Origin of the sequence: Nonomuraea sp. ATR24, assembly GCF_041950485.1 — a bacterium.
GTDB lineage: Bacteria > Actinomycetota > Actinomycetes > Streptosporangiales > Streptosporangiaceae > Nonomuraea > Nonomuraea ceibae.
Map to the genome: position 1 here is coordinate 355,272 of NZ_JBGNUU010000001.1, position 19,797 is coordinate 375,068.

General features: G+C 70.4%; 16 protein-coding genes. 8 read left to right on the forward strand and 8 right to left on the reverse strand.

Annotated elements, in window-relative coordinates; translation table 11 throughout:
• Positions 1 to 9: 9 nt before the first annotated feature.
• Genes ACBI99_RS01710 through ACBI99_RS01725 form a run of 4 tightly spaced genes read right to left on the reverse strand, consistent with a single transcriptional unit; the run spans position 10 to position 3,844 of the window.
• Complete coding sequence (locus tag ACBI99_RS01710; protein WP_375071528.1) at positions 10 to 819, reverse strand: carbohydrate ABC transporter permease; 810 nt, start codon at positions 817 to 819, stop codon at positions 10 to 12.
• Positions 816 to 1,712: a carbohydrate ABC transporter permease gene (locus ACBI99_RS01715; RefSeq protein ID WP_219503038.1), complete on the reverse strand. Its 897-nt coding sequence runs from the start codon at positions 1,710 to 1,712 to the stop codon at positions 816 to 818. Before ACBI99_RS01715 ends, ACBI99_RS01710 begins: the two co-directional genes overlap by 4 nt.
• Complete coding sequence (locus ACBI99_RS01720) at positions 1,703 to 2,947, reverse strand: extracellular solute-binding protein (protein ID WP_357591844.1); 1,245 nt, start codon at positions 2,945 to 2,947, stop codon at positions 1,703 to 1,705. The genes ACBI99_RS01715 and ACBI99_RS01720 overlap by 10 nt, the downstream gene beginning before the upstream one ends.
• A gap of 12 nt (positions 2,948 to 2,959) precedes the next feature.
• Positions 2,960 to 3,844 (reverse strand): MurR/RpiR family transcriptional regulator, encoded by an 885-nt coding sequence (locus ACBI99_RS01725; RefSeq protein WP_375071529.1) that lies wholly within the window; start codon positions 3,842 to 3,844, stop codon positions 2,960 to 2,962.
• Between the two features lie 178 nt (positions 3,845 to 4,022).
• Between ACBI99_RS01725 and ACBI99_RS01730 the strand changes: the two genes are divergently transcribed.
• Positions 4,023 to 5,675 (forward strand): bifunctional metallophosphatase/5'-nucleotidase, encoded by a 1,653-nt coding sequence (locus ACBI99_RS01730; RefSeq protein ID WP_357591843.1) that lies wholly within the window; start codon positions 4,023 to 4,025, stop codon positions 5,673 to 5,675.
• Positions 5,676 to 5,786: 111 nt separating this feature from the next.
• Here the strand turns inward: ACBI99_RS01730 and ACBI99_RS01735 are convergent, their stop codons facing one another.
• Entirely contained in the window at positions 5,787 to 6,767 is a 981-nt protein-coding gene (locus ACBI99_RS01735; protein WP_357591841.1) for a chlorophyllase, read from the reverse strand.
• A gap of 191 nt (positions 6,768 to 6,958) precedes the next feature.
• Here ACBI99_RS01735 and ACBI99_RS01740 point away from each other — a divergent pair, with 191 nt between their 5' ends.
• Positions 6,959 to 7,918: an AraC family transcriptional regulator gene (locus ACBI99_RS01740; protein ID WP_375071530.1), complete on the forward strand. Its 960-nt coding sequence runs from the start codon at positions 6,959 to 6,961 to the stop codon at positions 7,916 to 7,918.
• Positions 7,919 to 7,980: 62 nt separating this feature from the next.
• Here the strand turns inward: ACBI99_RS01740 and ACBI99_RS01745 are convergent, their stop codons facing one another.
• On the reverse strand, positions 7,981 to 8,937 hold the full coding sequence (locus ACBI99_RS01745) for an SDR family NAD(P)-dependent oxidoreductase (RefSeq protein ID WP_219503077.1): 957 nt from the start codon (positions 8,935 to 8,937) through the stop codon (positions 7,981 to 7,983).
• Between the two features lie 54 nt (positions 8,938 to 8,991).
• Here ACBI99_RS01745 and ACBI99_RS01750 point away from each other — a divergent pair, with 54 nt between their 5' ends.
• A complete protein-coding gene (locus tag ACBI99_RS01750) occupies positions 8,992 to 9,411 on the forward strand; it encodes a MerR family transcriptional regulator (RefSeq protein WP_357591837.1) in 420 nt (139 codons plus the stop codon).
• 282 nt (positions 9,412 to 9,693) lie between these two features.
• On the opposite strand, the gene ACBI99_RS01755 is transcribed toward ACBI99_RS01750, so the two are convergent.
• Entirely contained in the window at positions 9,694 to 10,692 is a 999-nt protein-coding gene (locus ACBI99_RS01755) for an amidohydrolase family protein (RefSeq protein ID WP_375071531.1), read from the reverse strand.
• 657 nt (positions 10,693 to 11,349) lie between these two features.
• Here ACBI99_RS01755 and ACBI99_RS01760 point away from each other — a divergent pair.
• From ACBI99_RS01760 to ACBI99_RS01780, 5 genes are all read left to right on the forward strand, one after another.
• The gene (locus ACBI99_RS01760; protein ID WP_364184560.1) at positions 11,350 to 12,309 is read left to right on the forward strand and encodes an NAD(P)H-quinone oxidoreductase; all 960 of its coding nucleotides are present in this window, start codon (positions 11,350 to 11,352) and stop codon (positions 12,307 to 12,309) included.
• A gap of 177 nt (positions 12,310 to 12,486) precedes the next feature.
• The gene (locus ACBI99_RS01765) at positions 12,487 to 13,461 is read left to right on the forward strand and encodes an alpha/beta hydrolase fold domain-containing protein (protein WP_375071532.1); all 975 of its coding nucleotides are present in this window, start codon (positions 12,487 to 12,489) and stop codon (positions 13,459 to 13,461) included.
• 99 nt (positions 13,462 to 13,560) lie between these two features.
• On the forward strand, positions 13,561 to 14,493 hold the full coding sequence (locus ACBI99_RS01770) for an acetoacetate decarboxylase family protein (RefSeq protein ID WP_357591827.1): 933 nt from the start codon (positions 13,561 to 13,563) through the stop codon (positions 14,491 to 14,493).
• Positions 14,490 to 16,061 carry a succinic semialdehyde dehydrogenase gene (locus ACBI99_RS01775; RefSeq protein WP_375071533.1) on the forward strand — a complete coding sequence of 524 codons (1,572 nt, stop codon included), beginning with the start codon at positions 14,490 to 14,492 and terminating at the stop codon, positions 16,059 to 16,061. Before ACBI99_RS01770 ends, ACBI99_RS01775 begins: the two co-directional genes overlap by 4 nt.
• A gap of 50 nt (positions 16,062 to 16,111) precedes the next feature.
• Positions 16,112 to 16,699: a TetR/AcrR family transcriptional regulator gene (locus ACBI99_RS01780; RefSeq protein ID WP_375071534.1), complete on the forward strand. Its 588-nt coding sequence runs from the start codon at positions 16,112 to 16,114 to the stop codon at positions 16,697 to 16,699.
• Between the two features lie 502 nt (positions 16,700 to 17,201).
• Here the strand turns inward: ACBI99_RS01780 and ACBI99_RS01785 are convergent.
• Positions 17,202 to 19,757, reverse strand: coding sequence for a hypothetical protein (locus ACBI99_RS01785; RefSeq protein WP_375071535.1), 2,556 nt, complete (start codon positions 19,755 to 19,757; stop codon positions 17,202 to 17,204).
• Between the last annotated feature and the right edge of the window lie 40 nt (positions 19,758 to 19,797).

Below are 19,797 nucleotides of genomic sequence, written 5' to 3' on the forward strand. Positions count from 1 at the left end.
GGGTGCTCCTCAACGGTTCATGCCGGCGGTGAGGCCGGCGACGATCTGGCGGGTGGCGAGGACGAAGAGCACGACGAGGGGGACCGTCGTCATCACCAGCCCGGCGAACAACGTCCCCCAGTCGTTCTGGAACTCGCCGAAGAAGTGGGTGAGCCCGACGGGCAGCGTCAGCTTGCTCTCGTCGCGCATCAGGACGAGCGGGTAGAAGAAGTCATTCCACAGGGGTACGAACTGGAAGACGATCACGGTCGCGATGGCGGGCCGCACCAGGGGCAGCATCACGTGCCAGAACGTCGCCAGGGGCCCGGCCCCGTCCAGCGAGGCGGCCTCGTCGAGCTCGGCGGGAAGCTGCCGGAAGAACGCGGTCAGCACGAAGACGTTGAACGGGACCGATCCGGCCGCGTAGACGAGGATCAGGCCGAGCAGCGAGTCGATCAGCCCCATGCTCTCCAGCAGGTAGAACAGGGGCAGCACGCCGAGGTGCGCGGGCAGGGTCATGCCGGAGATGAAGTAGGCGGTGAACAGCCCGCGCCCGGTGAAGCGCCTGCGGCCGAGCGGATAGGCGGCCAGCAGCGACACGGCGGCGCCGAGCAGCACCGCCGTCACCACGACGACCAGCGAGTTGATGACGTACGTGGAGAAGGACGCCTCGGTCCACGCCTTGACGTAGTTGCCGAACTCCGGCCCGGCGGGCAGCCCGATCGGGTCGTCGAAGATGTCGCTGGTCGGCCGGAAGGAGCTCAGCAGCATCACGACCAGGGGCGCCATGGAGAAGACGGCGTAACCCCACAGCAGCAGCTTGATCCACAGGGTTTTCACGCCTTCCTCCTCAGTACGCGTTCGAGCAGGAGGGTCGAGCCGAAGATGAAGGTGAACATGAGGACGGCCAGCGCGGAGGAGGTGCCCATGGCGTTGACGTCGCCCGAGGCGAACGCCGCCCGGTAGAACAGCAGGCCCAGGACGTCGGTGGCGCCCGCGGGCGCGCCGTTGGAGCCGCCGAGCGCGTACACCAGGGCGAAGGTGTTCATGCTGCCGATGAAGCTCAGGATCGTGATGGTGCCCATCGCGGGGCGCAGCAGCGGCAGCGTGATGCGCCAGAAGACCTGCCACGCGTTGGCCCCGTCGGTCGTGGCCGCCTCGGCGTACTCCTGCGGGATGCCGCCGAGGGCGGCGCTGAACAGCAGCATGGGGAAGCCGACCCACTGCCAGGTGGTGATCGCGATGACGGTCGGCAGTGCGGTGGCGGGATCGCCCAGCCAGGGCATCGCCAGCCCGTCCAGCCCGGCGCCGCGCAGCAGCGCGTTGACCGGCCCGAACGTCGGGCTCAGCAGCAGGGTCCAGAGGTAGCCGATGACGAGCGGGTTGACCAGGTACGGCAGGGCGAACATCGTCTGCAGGACGCGCTTGCCCCGCCGTGCCCGCGACAGCGCGAGGGCCAGGGCCAGCCCGAGCGTGTTCTGCACGAGCATGGTGCCGGCGAACAGCAGGAAGTTGTGGCCGAGCGCGGGCAGGAGCTGGTCGAGGAACGAGCCGGTGAGCAGGTGCACGTAGTTGGCGAACCCGGCGAAGGTGTCGCGGAGCGTGCCCTTCCAGGTGAAGACGCTGTAGCTCAGCCCGGTGAGCAGCGGATAGATGACGAAGAGCGTGTACAGCAGGAAGGCGGGGATCAGGAACAGGTGCGACGATCCCCGCCGGGTGGTGCTCACAGCCATGTGGCCACGCTCTGGTCGAGCTGCCCGGCCGCTTCCTCGGCGGTGATGCGGCCCAGCAGCATCTCCTGCAGCGCCTTGGAGAAGACGGTCTGCGAGGACGGGTTGCCGTACGCGAACTCGTTCATGAAGTACGTGGCACCCTGCTTGTCGAAGGTGGTGGACACCTCCTTGAGCAGCGGGTCGGTGGGCGTGACGCCCGGCACGGCGGAGAAGACCCGCAACGTGTCGGTGTAGAGCTGGCCGTACTCCTTGGAGGCGAGCCAGGCGGCGAACTTCAACGCCTCCGCCTTGTGCTTGGTCTTGGCGTTGATGCCGTACGAGCCGTCGGTGAAGCCGGGCATCAGGCCGGGTCCGCCGCCGGGCGCGGGCGGGGTGAACACGCCCAGGTCGATGTCCTTGGCGTTCTCGGTGAAGAAGTTCAGCTCCCACAGGCCGCCGGGGAACATGGCCGCCTTGCCGGACGAGAAGAGAATCTGCGCGTCGGTGTAGGAGACGCCCGTCATGTGGTCGGGGAAGTAGGGCCGGAGCTTGTTGAGCTGGTCGATGCCCGCGACGAACGCGGGGTCGGTGAACTTCTTCTTCTTGGCCCGGACGTCGTCGAGGAAGGCGTCGCCGCCCCAGTTGGCGGTGCCGAAGATGCCGGCCACGATGGGCAGCATCCAGTCGTCCTTGCCGCCGAACGCGAACGGGACGATGTCCTTGGCCTTCAGCTTCTCGGCGGCCGCGATCATGTCGGCCCAGGTCTGCGGCGGGGTGAGGCCGTTGTCCGCGAAGATCTTCTTGTTGTAGATCACTTGTAGGGTCTGTACGGCGAACGGGACCCCGTAGACCTTGCCGTCCTTGTCGCCCTTGGCGGAGCGCAGCACGTCCTCGTCGTAGTCCTTGAGGCCGGGGATGTCGGCGGTTTCCAGCGGCAGCAGCCGGCCCGCCTCGACGAGCGGCTGAATCTTGGGGCCGGCCCGCAGCCAGGCCAGGTCGGGGCCGCTGTCGCCGGCCAGCCCTGTGGCGAGGATCGTGTCGTACTCGGTGGAGGTGGTGAAGGAGCGGGCGTCGACGTCGACGCCCGGGTTGAGCTTCTCGTACGCCGCGAACATCTTGTCGAAGTTCTCCTCCGGGCCCCATCCCCAGACGGACAGGGTGACCTTGTCCTGGGACTGGGCGGGGGTCGAGGGCGAGCTGGGCGCGCAGGCGGCGACCGACAGCAGGACGGCGGCGGCAAGGGGGGCCAGACGCATGAAGGCTCCTGGTCAGCGTTGGGGCAGGCGGTGCTTGGCCACCGCCTCCGTGGCGGCGGTCAGCAACTGGTCACTGGTCTCGTGGGTGCGCTGGACCACGCCGATGTACAGGCAGTCCAGGACGAGCATCTGGGAGTGGCGGGCGGCCACTCCTCCGGCACGGAAGGGGGTGTCGCGCGCCGCGGTGGTCAGGACGACGTCGGCGACCTCGCCGAGCGGGCTGCGGGGGAAGTTGGTGACGGCGATGGTGGTGGCGCCGCGCTCTTTGGCGATGGTCAGCGGCTCGACGACCTCGGCCGTGGTGCCGGAGTGGGAGATGCCGACTGCCACGTCGCGATGGTCTCGCGCGTTGGCGCTGCAGACGGCGTTGTGCACGTCGGTCCACAACGCGCACGGCCGGCCGATGGCGTGCAGCCTGAGGTGCAGGTCCATGGCGACGCCGGCGCTGCCCGCGACCGCGAAGAAGTCGATGAACCTGGCCCGCACGAGAGCGGAGACCGCCCGGTCCACGGCGGTGACGTCCAGGTGCGCCGCGGTCTCCTCCATGGCGCGCACGTCGCTGGCCAGCAGGCTGCGCAGCACCACGCTCGCCGGGTCGTCGGGAGAGAAGGCGATGAGCGCCGTATCGCGCGGATTGGCGTTCGTCCGGCCCTGTTCGGCGGCGAGCGCCAGCCGGAGCTCGGGGTAGCCGGCCAGCCCCAGCTCGCGGCAGAACCGGGTGATGGTGGTCAGCGAGGTGGCGCAGCGTTCGGCCAGCTCGGTGATGGTGGACGCGGCCACGGCGGCGGGCTCGGCGAGGATCATCTTGGCGATGCGCCGGTGGGCGGCGGTCAGCGTGGGCTCGACGCCACGGATGCGGGTGAGGATGGAGGAATAGTTCTCTGCCGGCTCGGCCATGTGAGAAATTTGCTCCATCCATGTTCTGTATGTCAATAGTTCACCAGAGTGAGCTGGGTCGGGACGGATGGTCGTGTTAATAATTCCCCTGACCTACACCCATCTACGGGAGTCTTTACTTTTTCGCGGAGGCGTGGCTACGCTCGCCCCGCGACAGACACCCCCCGAAGGGACGCACATGCGTAACCTGCTCACCACGCTGCTGCTGGGCGGAACAGCCCTGCTGCCCGTCCAGGCCGCCACCGCCGCCACGACCGACACGGTCGACATCCAGCTCCTCGGGATCAACGACTTCCACTCGGCGCTGCCGTCCAGCGTCGCCATGACGCCGGACGGCCCGATCGAGGCCGGCGGAGCCGAATACCTGGCGGCGCACCTGGACCGCCTCCAGCGCGACAACCCGACCGGCACGCTGCGGCTCGCGGTAGGCGACAACATCATCAACAGCCCCGCCTCCGCCGTCATGCACGACGAGCCGGGCATCGAGGCGCTGTCCCTCATGCGCCTGGACGCCTCCAGCGTCGGCAACCACGAGTTCGACCGCGGCCTGACCGAGCTGCGCCGGCTGGAGAACGGCGGCTGCCACCCGACCGGCTGCGTGCTGGGCCGCTTCGCCGGCGCATCCTTCCCCTACCTGGGGGCGAACATCGTCGACACCACGACCGGCAAGCCCGCCTTCGACCCCTACATCGTCAAGACGGTGAAGGGCGTCAAGGTCGGCGTCATCGGCGTGACCTACAAGAGGTCCCTGTTCGAGGCTCCCTCCCCCACCGCCCCGCTGGAAGGGCGCGACGAGGCCGAAGCCGTCAACACCTACGTCGGCGAACTCAAGGCCAAGGGCGTGCGCACCGTCGTCGTCCTGCTCCACCAGGGCGGCGGCCAGACCGGCGGCGGCCTGCCCAACGCGTGCGGCAACCTGGCAGGGCCGGTCAAGGACATCGTGGCCAAGTTCGACCCCGAGGTCGACGCCGTGTTCTCCGGCCACACGCACAACCCGTACAACTGCGTGATCAACGGGATTCCCGTCACCCAGACGTCCGGCTTCGGCCGCGAGGTCACCCGGATCAAGCTCACCGTCGACCGCGCCACCGGCAACCCGGTCGCGGCGAAGGCCGACAACATCACCACCACCCACGACATCCGGCCCGACGCGCGGATCGCCGCGCTGCGCCGCCGGGCCGACGAGCAGGCCCACCGGCTGATGGACCGGCCCATCGGCATGATCCACCGTGACCTCACCGCGAGCCGCAACGCCGCCGGGGAGTCCACGATCGGGCACGCCCTCGCCGACGCCCGTCTCGCCGCCACCTCGTCCCCGGAGACCGGCGGCGCCCAGATCGCCGTCCAGCCCCCGTACGGCGGCGGCATCGGCGGCGACCTGTACGCCTCGGCCATGGGCAACGACGTGGCCAACCTGGTCACTCACGGGGAGGCGATCCGCGTCCAGCAGTTCGGCAACATGCTCGTGACGATGACTCTGACCGGTGCGCAGGTCGAGCGCTTCCTGGAGCAGCAGTGGTGCGGCCAGGGCACGCCCCGCGTCCTCGGCGTCTCCCAGGGGCTCACCTTCACCTACGACAACGCCAGGCCCGCCTGCGACAAGATCGACCCGGCGACCATCAAGCTCAACGGCACGACGATCAGCCCTGCCGAGAAGTACCGGGTGACCGCGAACTCCTTCATCGCCGAGGGCGGCGACGGGTTCAGCGTGCTCACCGAGGGCACCGACCGGGTCGAGAAGGTACGCGACATCGAGGCGCTGGAGGCCCACATCCGCGCGAACAGCCCGCTCCAGCCCCCGGCGCTGGGCCGCATCACCCGCCTCAACTGACAGACAGCCCGGCCGCCCGGAAGCGTCAGCTCGACGGCTGGGGCACGACGGCGGCCGGGATTGGCCCGCTGAGCGAGGCCCGCGGTACAGCACGTCAGCGTACGCAGGGGTCTACTTGGACTCGACGCGTCCGATCGGGGTGGTGCTGCCGTCGAGCGCTGCGGTGGCCCGCGTCCAGGCCGGATCATCGGGGTAGAGCTCGCTCCGCACGTAGGCCCAGATGAGCGCGCGTACGGCGGCAACCCGGTCGGGGTTCTCGTCGGTGGTCTCGACCGCGTCGAAGGTGGAGATGCCGCCGAGCCCGTGCTCGGCGTCGAAGATCTCCAGCCGGGTCTTCGGCCCGGGCGCCGCGACGTAGGGGTCGCTGCGCCAGTCCTGCCGGTCGGAGAAGAAGGGGTTCCAGTCCTTCTCGCCGACGACGATGAGCGCCTTGGGCGTCATGCCGTCGAACCCGGTGCTGGTGAGTGCGGTGTAGAGCTGCGCCGCGGGACCGTTCAGGTCTTCGCCGCAGCCGGGAGCGGCGATCATGACGCGGGCGCTGAAGCGGTCGTCGACGGCTCCGACCGTCGACCCGTCGCTGGTGTCGGCGATGGTCTGTCCCGAGACCAGGCCGACGGTGTGACCTCCGGCCGAGTGACCGACAGCGGCGATGCGGCCTGGGTCCAGGCGCCCAGCGAGTCCCGGAACGGCGCGTTCGATCTCGCCGAGGTGGTCCACGACCTGGCGAAGATCGTCGGCGCGCGACTTCAGGTACAGCGGCGCATCCGGATCGCCGGCCTCCCGCAGGCCGAGGAACGTGGCGTCGAGGTGCGTGGGCTGGATCACGACGAAGCCGTGCGCGGCCCAGAAGTTCACGAGCGGACCGTATCCGTAGAAGGAGGGGACGAAGGTCGACGGGCCGTGTCCGTGCGAGAAGACGATGACCGGCAGGTCACTGCCGACGGCCGGAGCCGTCACGCGAACCGCCAGCGGAACGGGGCGCCCTGGGACATCGATCAGGACGGGGTGGTACGAGGAGACGGGCTCGGGGTCCGGCACCGGGATGCCGGCAGCGTATGTCGTCGGGTCTTTCGCAGAGTCGTTGAGTGCCATGGAGTGCTCCTTGAGGATCGTTCCCGTTGCCCAGGTGGAGGGCCCGGCGAGCCCTTCGCCTTCCGTCGCGGTGCAGCCGGAGCCGGGTGGCTGCCGGATTTCCGAGGAGTGGGTCACGCTTCCAGCATGGGTGAGATCGGGCGAACGATGAATGCTTGACGGTGCGGATTTCCTTCGCGATAGTTCGGAGCGTGGTGGTCGATCAGTTGTCGGAGGTGTTCGATCTCCTTGAGGTGCGCGGCCAGGTCTCCGGCGCGTTCGCGGTGGGGGGACGATGGGTCACGCGGTCGGTGATCACGAGCCCGCTGAAGTTGACGGTGATGGTGCACGGCCGGTGCCGGCTGTCGGCCGACGGGCTGGAGACCCCGATCGAGATGGAGGCCGGTGACGTCGCAGTCCTGACCGGCCGCTCCTGGATGCGTGCCGAGGGCGGCACCGGTGACGGTCCGCCGGTCGAGTTCGTGCCTGAGCCGGGTGATTACGCCCTGCGCGTCGGCGGTGCGGACTTCGCCGCCGACGACGTCATCCTCGGCGGTCACGTCGAGCTGAACCAGGCCGGCGCGGCGCTGCTGACGCAGGCGCTGCCGCCGGTGGCGCTCGTTCGCTCCTGCCACACCGCCGCGCCCGCCCTGCGGGCGGGCGTCGACCGGCTGGTCGAGGAGGTGACGGCCGAGCGGATGGGCGCGGCCTTCGCCGTACGCCAGCACGCCCAGCTGCTGATCTTGGAGGTGTTCCGGGCGTACCTGAACCAGGCCGAACTGCCGCCGGGGTGGCTGCGGGCGCTGACCGACGACAGCCTGCGCCCCGCGCTGACCCTCATGCACCGCGAACCCGGCCGGCCCTGGGGGCTGGCGGAACTGGCCCGTGCGGCGGCGATGTCGCGGACGTCGTTCGCCGTGCGCTTCCGCTCCGTTGCCGGTGTCCCGCCACTGACCTACCTCAGCTCCTGGCGGATGCTGCTGGCCCGGCGGGCGCTGCGCGACGGCGACGTCCGGATCGGGGAACTGGCCGCGCAGCTGGGCTACACCTCCGAGAGCGCCTTCAGCACCGCCTTCAAGCGAGAGGTGGGCGAGGCGCCCCTGCGCTATCGACAGCGGCACCGGCGAACGTCTCCGGTCACGGCACCGGCCTCCAGCCCTTCGGCTGCGTAATGCTCAAGACACCCTGCTCTCCGGCAGGCGCACGAGGTGTGGCGCGTGACCTCACCCCTGGGTCAGGAGAAGCAATCCAGCCCGGTGAGTTCGCCGGAGAGGGCCCATAGCCGAGATGCGGAATCGGGATCGGTCGCCCACGGCTTGACGCCGCCGACGAGCATGTCCTCGGTGGTCGCGGGCTCGGCAATGTCGCAGTCCTGGCAGTACGCGCCGCCGTACGCGTCGAGCAGGGGCGAGGTGGCCGCCCACACGGCCGTCGCCGCACCCTGCGCCGGGGTCTTGAAGCCGTCGGCCTGGCGGCCGTCCGAGGTGATCCAGCCCTGGGCGACCTGCTGCTCGCGGGGGATACGCCGTTGCAGCGGAGTAAGAATGCTGCCCGGGTGCACCGCCAAGGCACGCATGCCACTGGCTGCGCCGAGGGCGTCGAGATGGACGGCGAACAAGGCGTTGGCCGTCTTGGACTGCCCGTAGGCAAGCCAGTGGTCGTAGCCGCGGCGGAAGTGCGGGTCGTCCCAGCGGATGTCCGACAAGAAGTGCCCGGACGAGGCGACGGACACCACTCGCGCCCCGGTAGGGGCCAGGGCCGGACGCAGGCGGTTGACCAGGGCGTAGTGCCCGAGGTGGTTGATGGCGAAGTGCGCTTCCCAACCCGGACCGATGGGCGTGTTCGGGTAGGCCATGACACCCGCGTTGGCGATGACGATGTCGAGGCGCTGGCCGGTCTCCAGGAGCCGGTCACTGAACGTCCGGATGCTGCCGGGGTCCGCCAGGTCGAGTTCCCACACCTCCGTTCGCGGAATGCCGCACAGCGCCTGTGCCGCCACGGCAGGGCGGCGAGCGGGCACGATGACATGCGCCCCGGCACGGGCCAGCGCGCGCGTGGCCTCCAGTCCAAGACCCGAGTAGCCGCCGGTGATCAGGACGTTCTTGCCGGACAGGTCGATGCCGGCCAGGACGTCGTCCGCCGTGCTGCGTGCGTTGTATCCCGAGCCGATCTTGTGTTGCGTGATTGTCATGTGCTCGACGTTAAAATCTAGAGTGCAATCTAGGTCAAGCTATGGCGGTGCGGCATGAGCAGGAACGCGGACGGCCTGTCCATCGGAGACGTCGCCAAGGCGACCGGCCTGGGCGTGCACGCCTTGCGGTTCTTCGAACGTGAGGAACTCTTCATCCGTCCGATTCCGCGCACGGCCGGAGGACAGCGCGTCTACGAACCGGCGGACGTGGAGTGGCTCCTGTTGTGCAACCGGCTACGAGAATCCGGCATGCCCATCGCCACCCTGAAGAGGTTCGCTCGGCTCGTCCGGTCTGGTCCGGGCAACGAGGCGGAGCGGCTCGCGCTCCTGGAGGAGCACGAAAGAACCGTCCGGGACAGGATCGCCGATCTGACGGCCAGCCTAGAGATCATCCATGACAAGGTCGTCATCTATCGCAAGCACGTCGAGGAGGGAACCGCGACCGGACTCTGGTCACCGATGCCCTCCGCGTAGCTGTGGCCAAGACTGCCTCCCGCACCCGCTGTCCGCACCTGCTAGCCGCTCGATCCGCTTGGGCGTGGGCGGCTCCGAGCGGGGTGGGGCCTCCCTCACCTCCCGACGCCGCGCAGGGACTGCAGGTCTTTGAGCTGGTCCATCCGCGGCGAACCGGTTCCAGCGGTGGTGTCGTCGGCGTCCGTCGGCCTGGGCCACCGGAGCGGGACGTGTGCCGCCGGGACAGGAAAGGCCAGGAGCCCGGGCCCGCCCCGGCAGTCCCTCCGGCGGGCGGCGGGACGCCTACTTACCGGGATCGAGCAGGTTCTTGAACACCTGCCCGTCCTTCACGATGACCGCCAGGTTCCGCTCAGGGTCGGCGAGGACGGACGGGTCGGCCAGCGGGTCTCCGTCGATGAGCAGCACATCGGCCAGCGCGCCGGGCTCGATCACCCCGAGGGCGCCGGGATAGGGGTTGCGCGGTCCGGCCAGCGCGAGCATCCGGCCGTTGTTGCCGGTCGCCTGGCACAGGATCTCGGCCGGGCTGAACCACTTGGTCCGGTTCACGAACTCCTCATTGACCTTCGCGAGGGTGTCCGGCGCGCTGATGATGTCCGGTCCGAAGCCGACGCGGTCGAACCCGGTCTTCTTCACCAGCTTGAACAGCACGTCCAGCCCTTCACGGGCCTGGGCGAACTTCTTCTTCAGCGCCGGGTCGAAGCCGTGGGGGTCGTTGACGTAGACGCTGACTTGCGGGCTCAGCCAGGTCCCGTGGTCCTTCATCAGCTCCAGCGTCTTGGCGTCTATCAGGTTGGCGTGCTCGATGGTGCGTACGCCGGCTTCGACGGCGCGGCGGATGCCGGTGGGGTTGTAGACGTGGGTGGCTACATAGGTGTTCCAGTCGCCGGCCACCTTCACCGCCGCCTCGATCTCCTCGGCGGTGAACTCGGCGATGTCCAGCGGGTCCCGCTCGGAGGCGCAGCCGCCGCTCACGGCCAGCTTGATCTGGGAGGCGCCGCGCCCCAGCACGTAGCGCACCGCCTGCAGCATCTCCGGAACGCCATCGACCACCAGCAGATGCCCGAGCTTCTGCATGGGGTCGCGATGCCCTCCCACCAGGCGGGACGGTTCGGCCGCCGGGGTGAAGTCACCGTGCCCGGAGGTCTGGGAGATGATCGGCCCGGACGGGAAGATCCGGGGCCCGTCGGTGATCCCCGCGTCGATCGCCTTCTTCAGCGAGAAGGTGTTGCCGCCGGTGTCCCGGATCGTGGTGTAGCCGCGCGACAGGTAGAGCTTCGCCATCGACGCGCCGTACAGCCCGTGATAGGCCAAGTCCGTGTTCGCCCCCTCCGCGGGAGTGACCGCCGATCGCGGCGATCTTCCCGTCGGCGATCAGCACGCTGGTCGGCGCGGTCAGCTCGTCCGAACGGCCGTCGAAGACCCGCGCTCCGGTGAAAAGCACCGCCTGCCGGGAAGCCGCCCCGCCCGCGGTTGCCGCGTCCGGCGCTGAATTCGGAGCATGCATGGATGTCTTCCCCCACGATCGGCGGACCAGTACATACGCGATCGTGTCACCCTCGCGGTCCAACCACCTGGCGACATGCCCAAGCAGGTGAAACCCCGTCTCACACCGCTACGAAGGCCCGCCCGCGATCACTCGGGCGGCGATTCCGCCGCTTCGGTCGCCGGGCCCGAGCTGGATATGCCCAGGCAGTGGCGTATCCCGTCCTGCTTGATTCCGCTGCTACCGCACATCGAGGTAGATCGCAGCCTCTATACCGGCCTCCGCGAACGGCTCGCCCGCCGCCCGGTGGCGAGTTGCGCTGACCTGTGCCTGCCGGACCTCATGTTTGCAGTGCATACTTTGACGTAATATAAGCAGTGTAAACATTACTCCGGCATTCCATGACAGCTTGGAACGCCGCAGGCCAGGCCCTTCATCGACAGGAGACGAACACCATGAAGGCGATCACGATCACGGAGCCGGGCGGTCCCGAGGTGCTGAAGTGGACCGAGGTCGACGACCCGGCGCCCGCACCGGGCGAGGTGGTCATCGACGTGGCCGCCACCGCGCTGAACGGAGCCGACGTCGCCCAGCGGCTGGGGCTGTATCTCGTGCCGGAGGGCGCCTCGCCGTACCCAGGGCTGGAGGTGTCGGGCCGGATCAGCGCCCTGGGCGAGGGGGTGAGCGGCTGGCAGGTGGGCCAGGAGGTGTGCGCGCTGCTGACCGGCGGCGGGTACGCACAGCAGGTCGCCGTCCCCGCCGAGCAACTGATGCCCGTGCCCGAGGGGGTCGGCCTGGTCGAGGCTGCGGCACTGCCCGAGGCGGCGGCCACGGTGTGGTCGAACGTGGTCATGACCGCGCGACTGGCCGAGGGCGAGACCTTCCTGATGCACGGCGGCGCGGGAGGGGTCGGCACGATGGCGATCCAGATCGCCAAGGCCCTGGGAGCGCGCGTCGTCACCACCGTCAGCGGCGCCGCCAAGACCGCGCGGGTGCGCGAGCTCGGCGCCGACGTGACGATCGACTACCGCACCGAGGACTTCGCGGACTTCGGCCCCTACGACGTCATCCTGGACGTCATCGGCGGGGACTACCTGGAGCGCAACGTGCGCTCGCTCGATCTCGACGGACGGCTCGTCATCATCGGCATGCAGGGCGGCTTCGAGGGCAAGCTCAACCTCGTCGAGCTGGTCTTCAAGCGCAAGTCGGTGTTCGGCACCACCTTGCGCTCGCGCTCGGGGCAGCAGAAGGCCGAGATCGTCGCGGCGTTGCGCGAGCACGTGTGGCCCATGATCGAGTCCGGCGCGGTCCGGCCGATCGTCGACGAGGTCCTGCCCCTGTCCGAGGCGGCCCGGGCCCACCAGCTGATGGCCGACTCCCAGCATGTGGGCAAGATCCTGCTGGTCAACGAGTAAGTCCGGGGCGGGACCGGCGTCTCTTGGCGTCAGCACTCGCCTCCGGGCCCAGGACTCAGGATTCGTCACTCTGGGTAGGTAAGTCGTCGCCGCCCAGAAATGTCTGGGGGAGTCCACCAGGCGCGGCCCGTCGAGCCGCACGACAGAGCATGCCTGTGCTCGTGACACGGAGTGAACATGACCGCGATTCCGCCGCCGATCACACCTTACCTGGAGCCTGCCGCGAAAGAGCTGGCCGAGGCGACCGACCCGCACCCGCGCATCTACGAGGTCCCACCGGAGCAGGGCCGCCAGATCCTGCTCGACCTGCAGAGCGGCCCCGGCGTGCCCCGCCCGGAGGTGGACGAGGAATGGGTCGAGGTGGACACCGGGCAGTGGGGGACGGTCCGGGTCCGCATCATCCGGCCCCGGGGCGCGGGCGGGCCGCTGCCGGTGATGTTCTACATCCACGGCGCCGGCTGGGTCTTCGGCGACGACAAGACCCACGACCGCCTGTTTCGCGAGTTGGCCGTCGGCGCGGGCGCGGCAGGGGTGTTCCCGGTCTACGACCGGGCGCCGGAGGCGAAGTACCCCACCCAGGTCGAGCAGAACTACGCCGTGGGCCAGTGGGTCATGGAGCACGGCGCGGAACACGGCCTGGACACCTCGCGCGTCGCCGTGACCGGCGAGTCGGTCGGCGGCTGCATGTCCGCGGTGTTCGCGCTGATGAACAAGGAGCGCGGCGGCATCGACCTCAAGGCCCAGGTGCTGCTCTATCCGGTGACCAACGCCGACTTCGGCACCCCGTCCTACGTGCAGTTCGCCGAGGGGTACTACCTGACCCGCGACGGCATGAAGTGGTTCTGGGACGCCTACACCAGCGACCCGGCGCAGCGTGCCGAGGTGTACGCCTCCCCGCTTCAGGCCTCGCTGGAGCAGCTTCGCGGGCTGCCCCCCACGCTGGTGATCACCGACGAGGCCGACGTGCTGCGCGACGAGGGCGAGCAGTACGCCAACAAGCTGCGCGAGGCCGGCGTGGACGTCACCGCCGTCCGGGTGGCCGGTATGGTGCACGACTTCCTGCTGCTGGACAGCCTGCGCGACACGCGCGCCGCCAACGTCGCCCGCAAGCTCGCCGTCGACGCCTTGAAGACGGCCCTGCACCCGCAGTAACCGGACCAGCCGTGCGGACCGCCCCTGCCCAGTGTTGACAGTGCTTACATGCTGTGCGTACGTTGATGTATGCATCGCAAACATTGAAAGGGGGCACGAATGCCATCGGCACAGCCCGATACCGTCGAGGTCACCCTCGGCAGCCGCACGGTCACCGTCCCGAAAGGCGGGCTGTACGACCGCTACCGGATGGACACCGATCTCGACGAGGTGGCCCGCGACCCTCGGGTCAGCAGCGTCGACTTCTTCCGGCGCCTGCCCAAGACCCGGGTGGATTCGCCCATCGGGCCCACGCTGACCCCGAACTTCTACTACCGCGTCTCGACCGCGCGGCTCACCATGCCGGCCCCGTCCCGCGCGATCCGCGGCCGGCTGCCCGCCGAGCTGGCTCCCCTGGAGATCGCGCCCGGCGTGGGCCTGGTGTCGGCCATGTTCTTCCGCTACGACGTCTGCGACATCGACTTCTACACCGAGGCCGCCGTCGGCATCGCCGTCCAGCCGGCCCGGCACGGCCGGCTCGGTTCTGTGGACCTGCTCGCCGCTCTCAAGAACGACAGCCTCGACTCCTACGTGCTGTCCCTGCCGGTCAGCACCGAGATCGCCCAGGTGCGCGGGCACGACGGCTACGGCTTTCCCAAGTGGGTCACCGGCCTCGACGTCGAGATCGACGCCCACCGGACGATCGCCCGCGTCGCCAACGACACCGGCGGAACCGACCTGGCGCTGAGCGCCGCCACTCCCTCGCAACGCGCGTACCCGAGCGGCGCCAAGGTCTCCACGCTCACCTCCTACACGCGCATCGGGGAGTCCTGGCACTCCACGCTCAGCCAGACCAACATGCTCTCCGCCGGAAGCGCCCGCCTGCCCCGCGGACTCGAGCTGCAGCTCGGACAGGGCCGCCTGTCCGACGATCTGCGCTCGCTGCGGCCGATCAGGACCATCCAGTTCGACGTCGTCACCGAAGGCCAGATCGCCCTGCACCTGCCCGTCCCCTTCTCCGTGCCGAACCGGAAGGCAGGCAACCCTTCATGATCACCGACCGGGCGATCCTGCCCGCCCGCCTGACACCGGCCCTGCTCAACCGGCTCAGCGGCCTGGTCACCGCCGCACCGGACGCCGACCGGGTCACCACCCACGCCCCCTACACCGGTCTTCCTCTCGCTGACCTGCCGGTCTCCACGCCGGCCGACGTCGAGAACGCCTTCACCCGGGCGCGCGCCGCCCAGGCCGCGTGGGCCGCCACCCCGATCGCCGAACGCAAGGCCGTTCTGCTGCGCTTCCACGACCTGGTGCTGGCCCGCCAGGACCAGGCGCTGGACCTGATGCAGGCCGAAAGCGGCAAAACCCGCCGCGACGCGTTCCTCGAAGTGACCGACACCGCGATCACCGCCCGCTACTACGCACGCAGCGCCGCCAAGCTCCTGGCGCCCCGCCGCCGCCGCGGCGCGATCCCCGTGCTCACCCACACCACCGAGCTGCGCCACCCCAAGGGCGTCGTCGCGATCATCTCGCCGTGGAACTACCCGTTGAGCATGGCCGCCGGGGACGCCATCCCGGCACTCATGGCCGGCAACGCCGTCGTCCAGAAGCCTGACACCCAGACCACGCTCACCGCGCTGTGGGCGCTCGACTTGATGACAGAGGCCGGTCTGCCGGCCGGGGTGTGGCAGATGGTGGTCGGACGCGGGAGGTCCCTCGGGGAGCCGCTCATGGACGGCGCCGACTACCTGATGTTCACCGGCTCGACCGCCAGTGGGCGCCTCCTGGCCAGGGACGCCGGTCAACGGCTCATCGGCTCGTCCCTGGAGCTCGGCGGCAAGAACGCGATGATCGTCCTCGACGACGCCGACATCGACAGAGCCGCCGACGGCGCCGTCGCCGCCTGCTTCCCCTCGGCGGGCCAGCTCTGCGTCTCCGCCGAACGCCTCTACGTGGCCGAGTCGATCCGCGACCGGTTCGTCGACGCGTTCGTCACCCGGACGAAGCGGCTCAAGCTAGGCGCCGCCTACGACTACACGATCGACGTGGGCAGCCTCACCACGCCCGCCCAGCTGGCCACCGTCACCGCGCACGTCGACGACGCCGTCGCCAAGGGCGCGAGGCTGCTGGCGGGCGGCCGGGCGCGACCCGATGCGGGGCCGCTGTTCTACGAACCGACCATCCTCACCGACGTCACCCCGGACATGGCGCTGTACGCGCACGAGACCTTCGGGCCGGTCGTCGCGATCTACGCCGTCCGCGACGACGCCGAGGCGATCGCGCGGGCCAACGCCTCGCCGTACGGACTGAACGCCAGCGTCTGGTCTCGAAGCGCCACACGCGGCCGCGCGGTCGCCCGCCGCGTGCGCGCCGGGACGGTCAACGTCAACGAAGCGTTCGCCGCCGCCTGGGGCAGCATCGACGCACCCATGGGCGGCATGGGCGACTCGGGGCTCGGCCGTCGCCACGGCGCCGACGGATTTCTCAAGTACACCGAACCTCAAACCGTGGCCCACCAGCGCCTGCTGGGATTCTCACCACCCGGCCGCGTCTCTCCCGAGGGCTGGGCGAACCTGCTGACCAGCGCGCTGAAGGTGCTGAAGGCCCTCGGCGCCCGCTGATCTCGCCACGGTACGATTGTGTGCAGCGCATACATCGGAAGGAGCGTCCCGTGCCGCATCCCGGCAGCTCGTACCACCACGGCGATCTGCGCGCCGCCTGCGTGCGTGCCGCACGGGAACTCCTGGAGGAGGACGGCGCCGCAGGGTTGTCGCTGCGGGCGGTGGCACGGCGGGCAGGCGTGTCGCCGACGGCCCCCTACCGGCACTTCGCCGACCGCGACGCACTCGTCTCCGCGGTCGCCGCACACGGCTACCGCGAGCTCACCGAGCACCTGGCCGCAGCCCATCCCGCGCCCAAGAGTCCCGACGACCTCGCCGACATCGCGGTCGCCTACGTTCGCTTCGCCCTCGAACGGCCCGCGATGTTCAAGATCATGTTCGCCGAGCCGTGCGACCCGGCCAGCGAGGAGCGCGCCGCGGCGATCACCGCCATCTCCGGCTATCTCCACAACCTGGTACGCGGCGTCTTTCCCGACCGTGACCCCGAGCCGTTGGCGGACGCGGTCTGGGCGCTGGCCCATGGCCTCGCCTTCCTCCACCTCGACGGAAAGTTCGACACCTCGACACCCGAGCAGGCGAGCGGCCGTGTCCGCGCCGCCGTCCGCGCACTGTTCCCTCGATCGTCGACGATCGGGTAGACGGCAGACGGACGCACGTCCAGGCGGGGCCGGCAGAAGCCGGGCGCCGCCAGACCCGTCAACGGGTGGATCGCCCGCCGGGACTCGACCTGCGCTCTGTGCCGAGACGGTGCATCAGCCCGCCGCCCACGGACGCGCGCGTCTCCATGCGGGCGCGAGCACCGGTGAGGTTCACGGGCCGGCCTCACGGGTCCGAGGCAGTGTCCGTGCAACATCGGCGCCCTGGCCGAAGTCGAAGCGGTAGACACCCGCCACACTGCCTGCAGACATGGGAAAGGCGATCATCGTGCACGCCAGTACAGGAGCCAGTGGCCCACGTTGGGCGCCAGCGACTTGGTGCAGTAGTAGTACCGCGAGGGGTACATCATCGAACGGGTGATTTTTGCCGCCGTGCAGGCCTCCTTGGTGCGATATTCGTGGCCTGCTGCGCTGGCCGGAGCTGCACTGAGCGTCAGTGTCATAGCAGTCGCTGCCGTAACGGCAGCCACCGTCAAGAGTCGTTTCATGGCACCGCACAGTAGTAGGCAGCGGTATGCCGCGGCCTGCGGCCACCTGGCGGCCTGCCCGTACGCGAATGATCAGACGCCGCGAAGCGTTCGCCGAGGGCCGCGGCGCGGAGAGCCTCGTCGTCCTCGACGGAGCGCCAGTGCCGCCGTTCGACGGGGCGCCAGTTGCGGTAGGTGAACGGGCGCCGGTCGAGGTCGAGGAGCGCGCGGAGCCGGGGCCGGGCCGGGGCGACGCCCTCGGGGTCGGCGGCGGCGACCTCCGCGAGCAGGGCCAGCGGCTCCAGCCGGCTGTGCGGCAACCACCCGCTGGGCTCGCTCAGCTGCTCGACCAGGGTCATCAGAGCGGGGACGATCTCCTCGGCGCGGCGGCTGTGCCGCCACAGCGCGCGGGCCAGGGCGAGGGTGTGCCGGTGGCCGAGGCGGTGGGGCTGGTGGATCAGGTTCCGGAGGCGGTCCAGGACCTCGCCGGTCGGGGCGATCTCCGTGAGGGTGACCAACGCCGGGGCGGCGTCGGAAGCGCCCGTGCCTGGGGCGGTCAGCGCCAGCAACGCGGGCACGACCTCGTCGGAGTCGCCGGTGACCCGCCACAGGGCCCGCAGGTGGCGCACGCCTGTCAGAGGGGGCAGGGTCCGCAGTTCCTGCCGTAGCCACTCCGCTCCCCCGGCCGCCGCCGGTCCCAGCTCGGCGTAGATCTCCGCGCGGTACCAGGAGGCCGTGTCCTCGCCGTCCAGCGCGGCGAGGACGGGTTCGGCGTCCCCCGTCAGCCGCCAGTGGATCAGAGGGTCGATGCGCGCCGGATCCCGGCCCCCGGGATCGAGAGGGCCGAGGAGCCTGCGCAGCCCGCGTTCGCGGCCGGCCGCCACCGGGCCGGGGCTGATCGCCCCGAGCGCGTGCGCCGCCCAGAGCGCGTACCCGGTGTCGAGCAGCTCGACCAGGCCGGGCACCACCGGGACGCCCGCCCGGTGCCAGGCGGCCAGGACGAGGGGGTAGTGGCGCCGGTCGTGCCGGGCCGCCATCTTGGCCATCAAGGGGAGCAGCAGGTCGCGGTGGTGGGCGTGCAGGAGGGTGAGCAGCTCGCAGAAGTTCAGCTCCAGGTCGCTCCAGCGGCCCACGTTGGACAGCGGCAACCAGTCGCGGAAGCCGTCCCGCCGTTCCCGGCGCGGGCCGGCGGCCATCCGTACGGCCAGCAAGGGCACGCACCGGTCGTCGCCCATCTTGGCCAGTGCCCACAACGCCTGAGTCCGGACCAGCGGATCCGGCTCGCCGGCCGGCGTCGCGTGCGCGGCTGCGGCGTCGGCCCAGGGGCGGGAGGCGGATCCGCACATGGCCAGGATTCGCAGGGCCAAGGCGCGGTTGGCGGCGAGTGGGTCGTCGACCAGCCCGGCCAGGACCGGCAGCAGGGCCGGGACCGCCGAACGCCGGTCGGCCAGGAGGGCGGCGGCGAGTTCCAGGCCGCCGGTTCGGTGCTCCGGGTGGTCGTGGCTCAGCAGGGCGCGAGCGAGGCCCAGGAGGCCGGGCAGGTCTTCGCCCAGGAGCTCGCCGATGCCGCGCACCTCCGAGGCCTGCAGGTCGAAGAGGTCGGCGCGCCGGGTCGAGGGCCTCCAGCCGGGGTCGAGCAGCACCTCAGCCACCGCTCGGGCGTAGGCCGGGTCGTCCTGGCCGGGCAGCACGCGCCGCAACGCCCGCACCGCGGCCACCCGGACCTCCGGCCGGCCGTCGCCTGCCGAGGACCCGTCGCCTCGGTTCGGGTGAGGACGATCCGCAGGGCGCCTGCCCTCCGGAGCCGGATGCGGATCCGCGAAGAGCGGATGGGAGTCGTGCGAGGACGGGTGGGGATCCTCCTGGGCCGGCGCCGCGTCCCCTGGTTTCAGGTGGGCGCGGAGCCAGGTCACGATCTCCCGCCGGCGTGGTTCCGTCACGTGGGTGGCGAGTTCGCCGAGGGCGGCGAGGAGGTGTTCGGCCACCACGGGGTCGTGCTCGGCGGCGCAGCGGGACTGGAGGAGCCGGGTGACCTCCTCGGCCCGGCCGGTCGCCTGCGTCAGGGCGACCGCGGTGCACCGCCGTACCGGCTGGACAGGGTCGTCCAGCAACGCGCACAGGCCGGTGACGACGCGGTCCCAGACGCGCGGCCAGCCGGCGGCCGAAACCCGGCGCGCTCGCGAGGCAGCCGACGGGCCGGGACCGGTCCGCAGGGAGGCCATCGCGGGCAGCCGCACCGGCCGGCCGAGGGCCTCCGCGCGGACGGCGGTCGCGGCGATCTCCCCGATCGACTCGACGAGCAGGGCACGGACCGGCACGGCCGGGTCGGCGGCGGCCACGGCCATGAAGGGCAGCAGCTCGACGGCCGCCGGATAGAGGTACTCGCCCACACCACAGACCCGGCGCAACGTCCGGACCGCCGCCTCGGCCGCCTCGACCCGCCACAGGTCGATCACGAGCCTTGGCCCGTATCCGGCGGCGGTGCCGGGATCGAGCACCACCGACCAGTTCACCGAGTCCAGCCCCGCCACCACGTCCCGCTCCCCGGCCTCCACCAGACGAGTCTGGCGCATGCCACGCACCGGCCCCACGACAGGCCCCGGCTAGGATCAC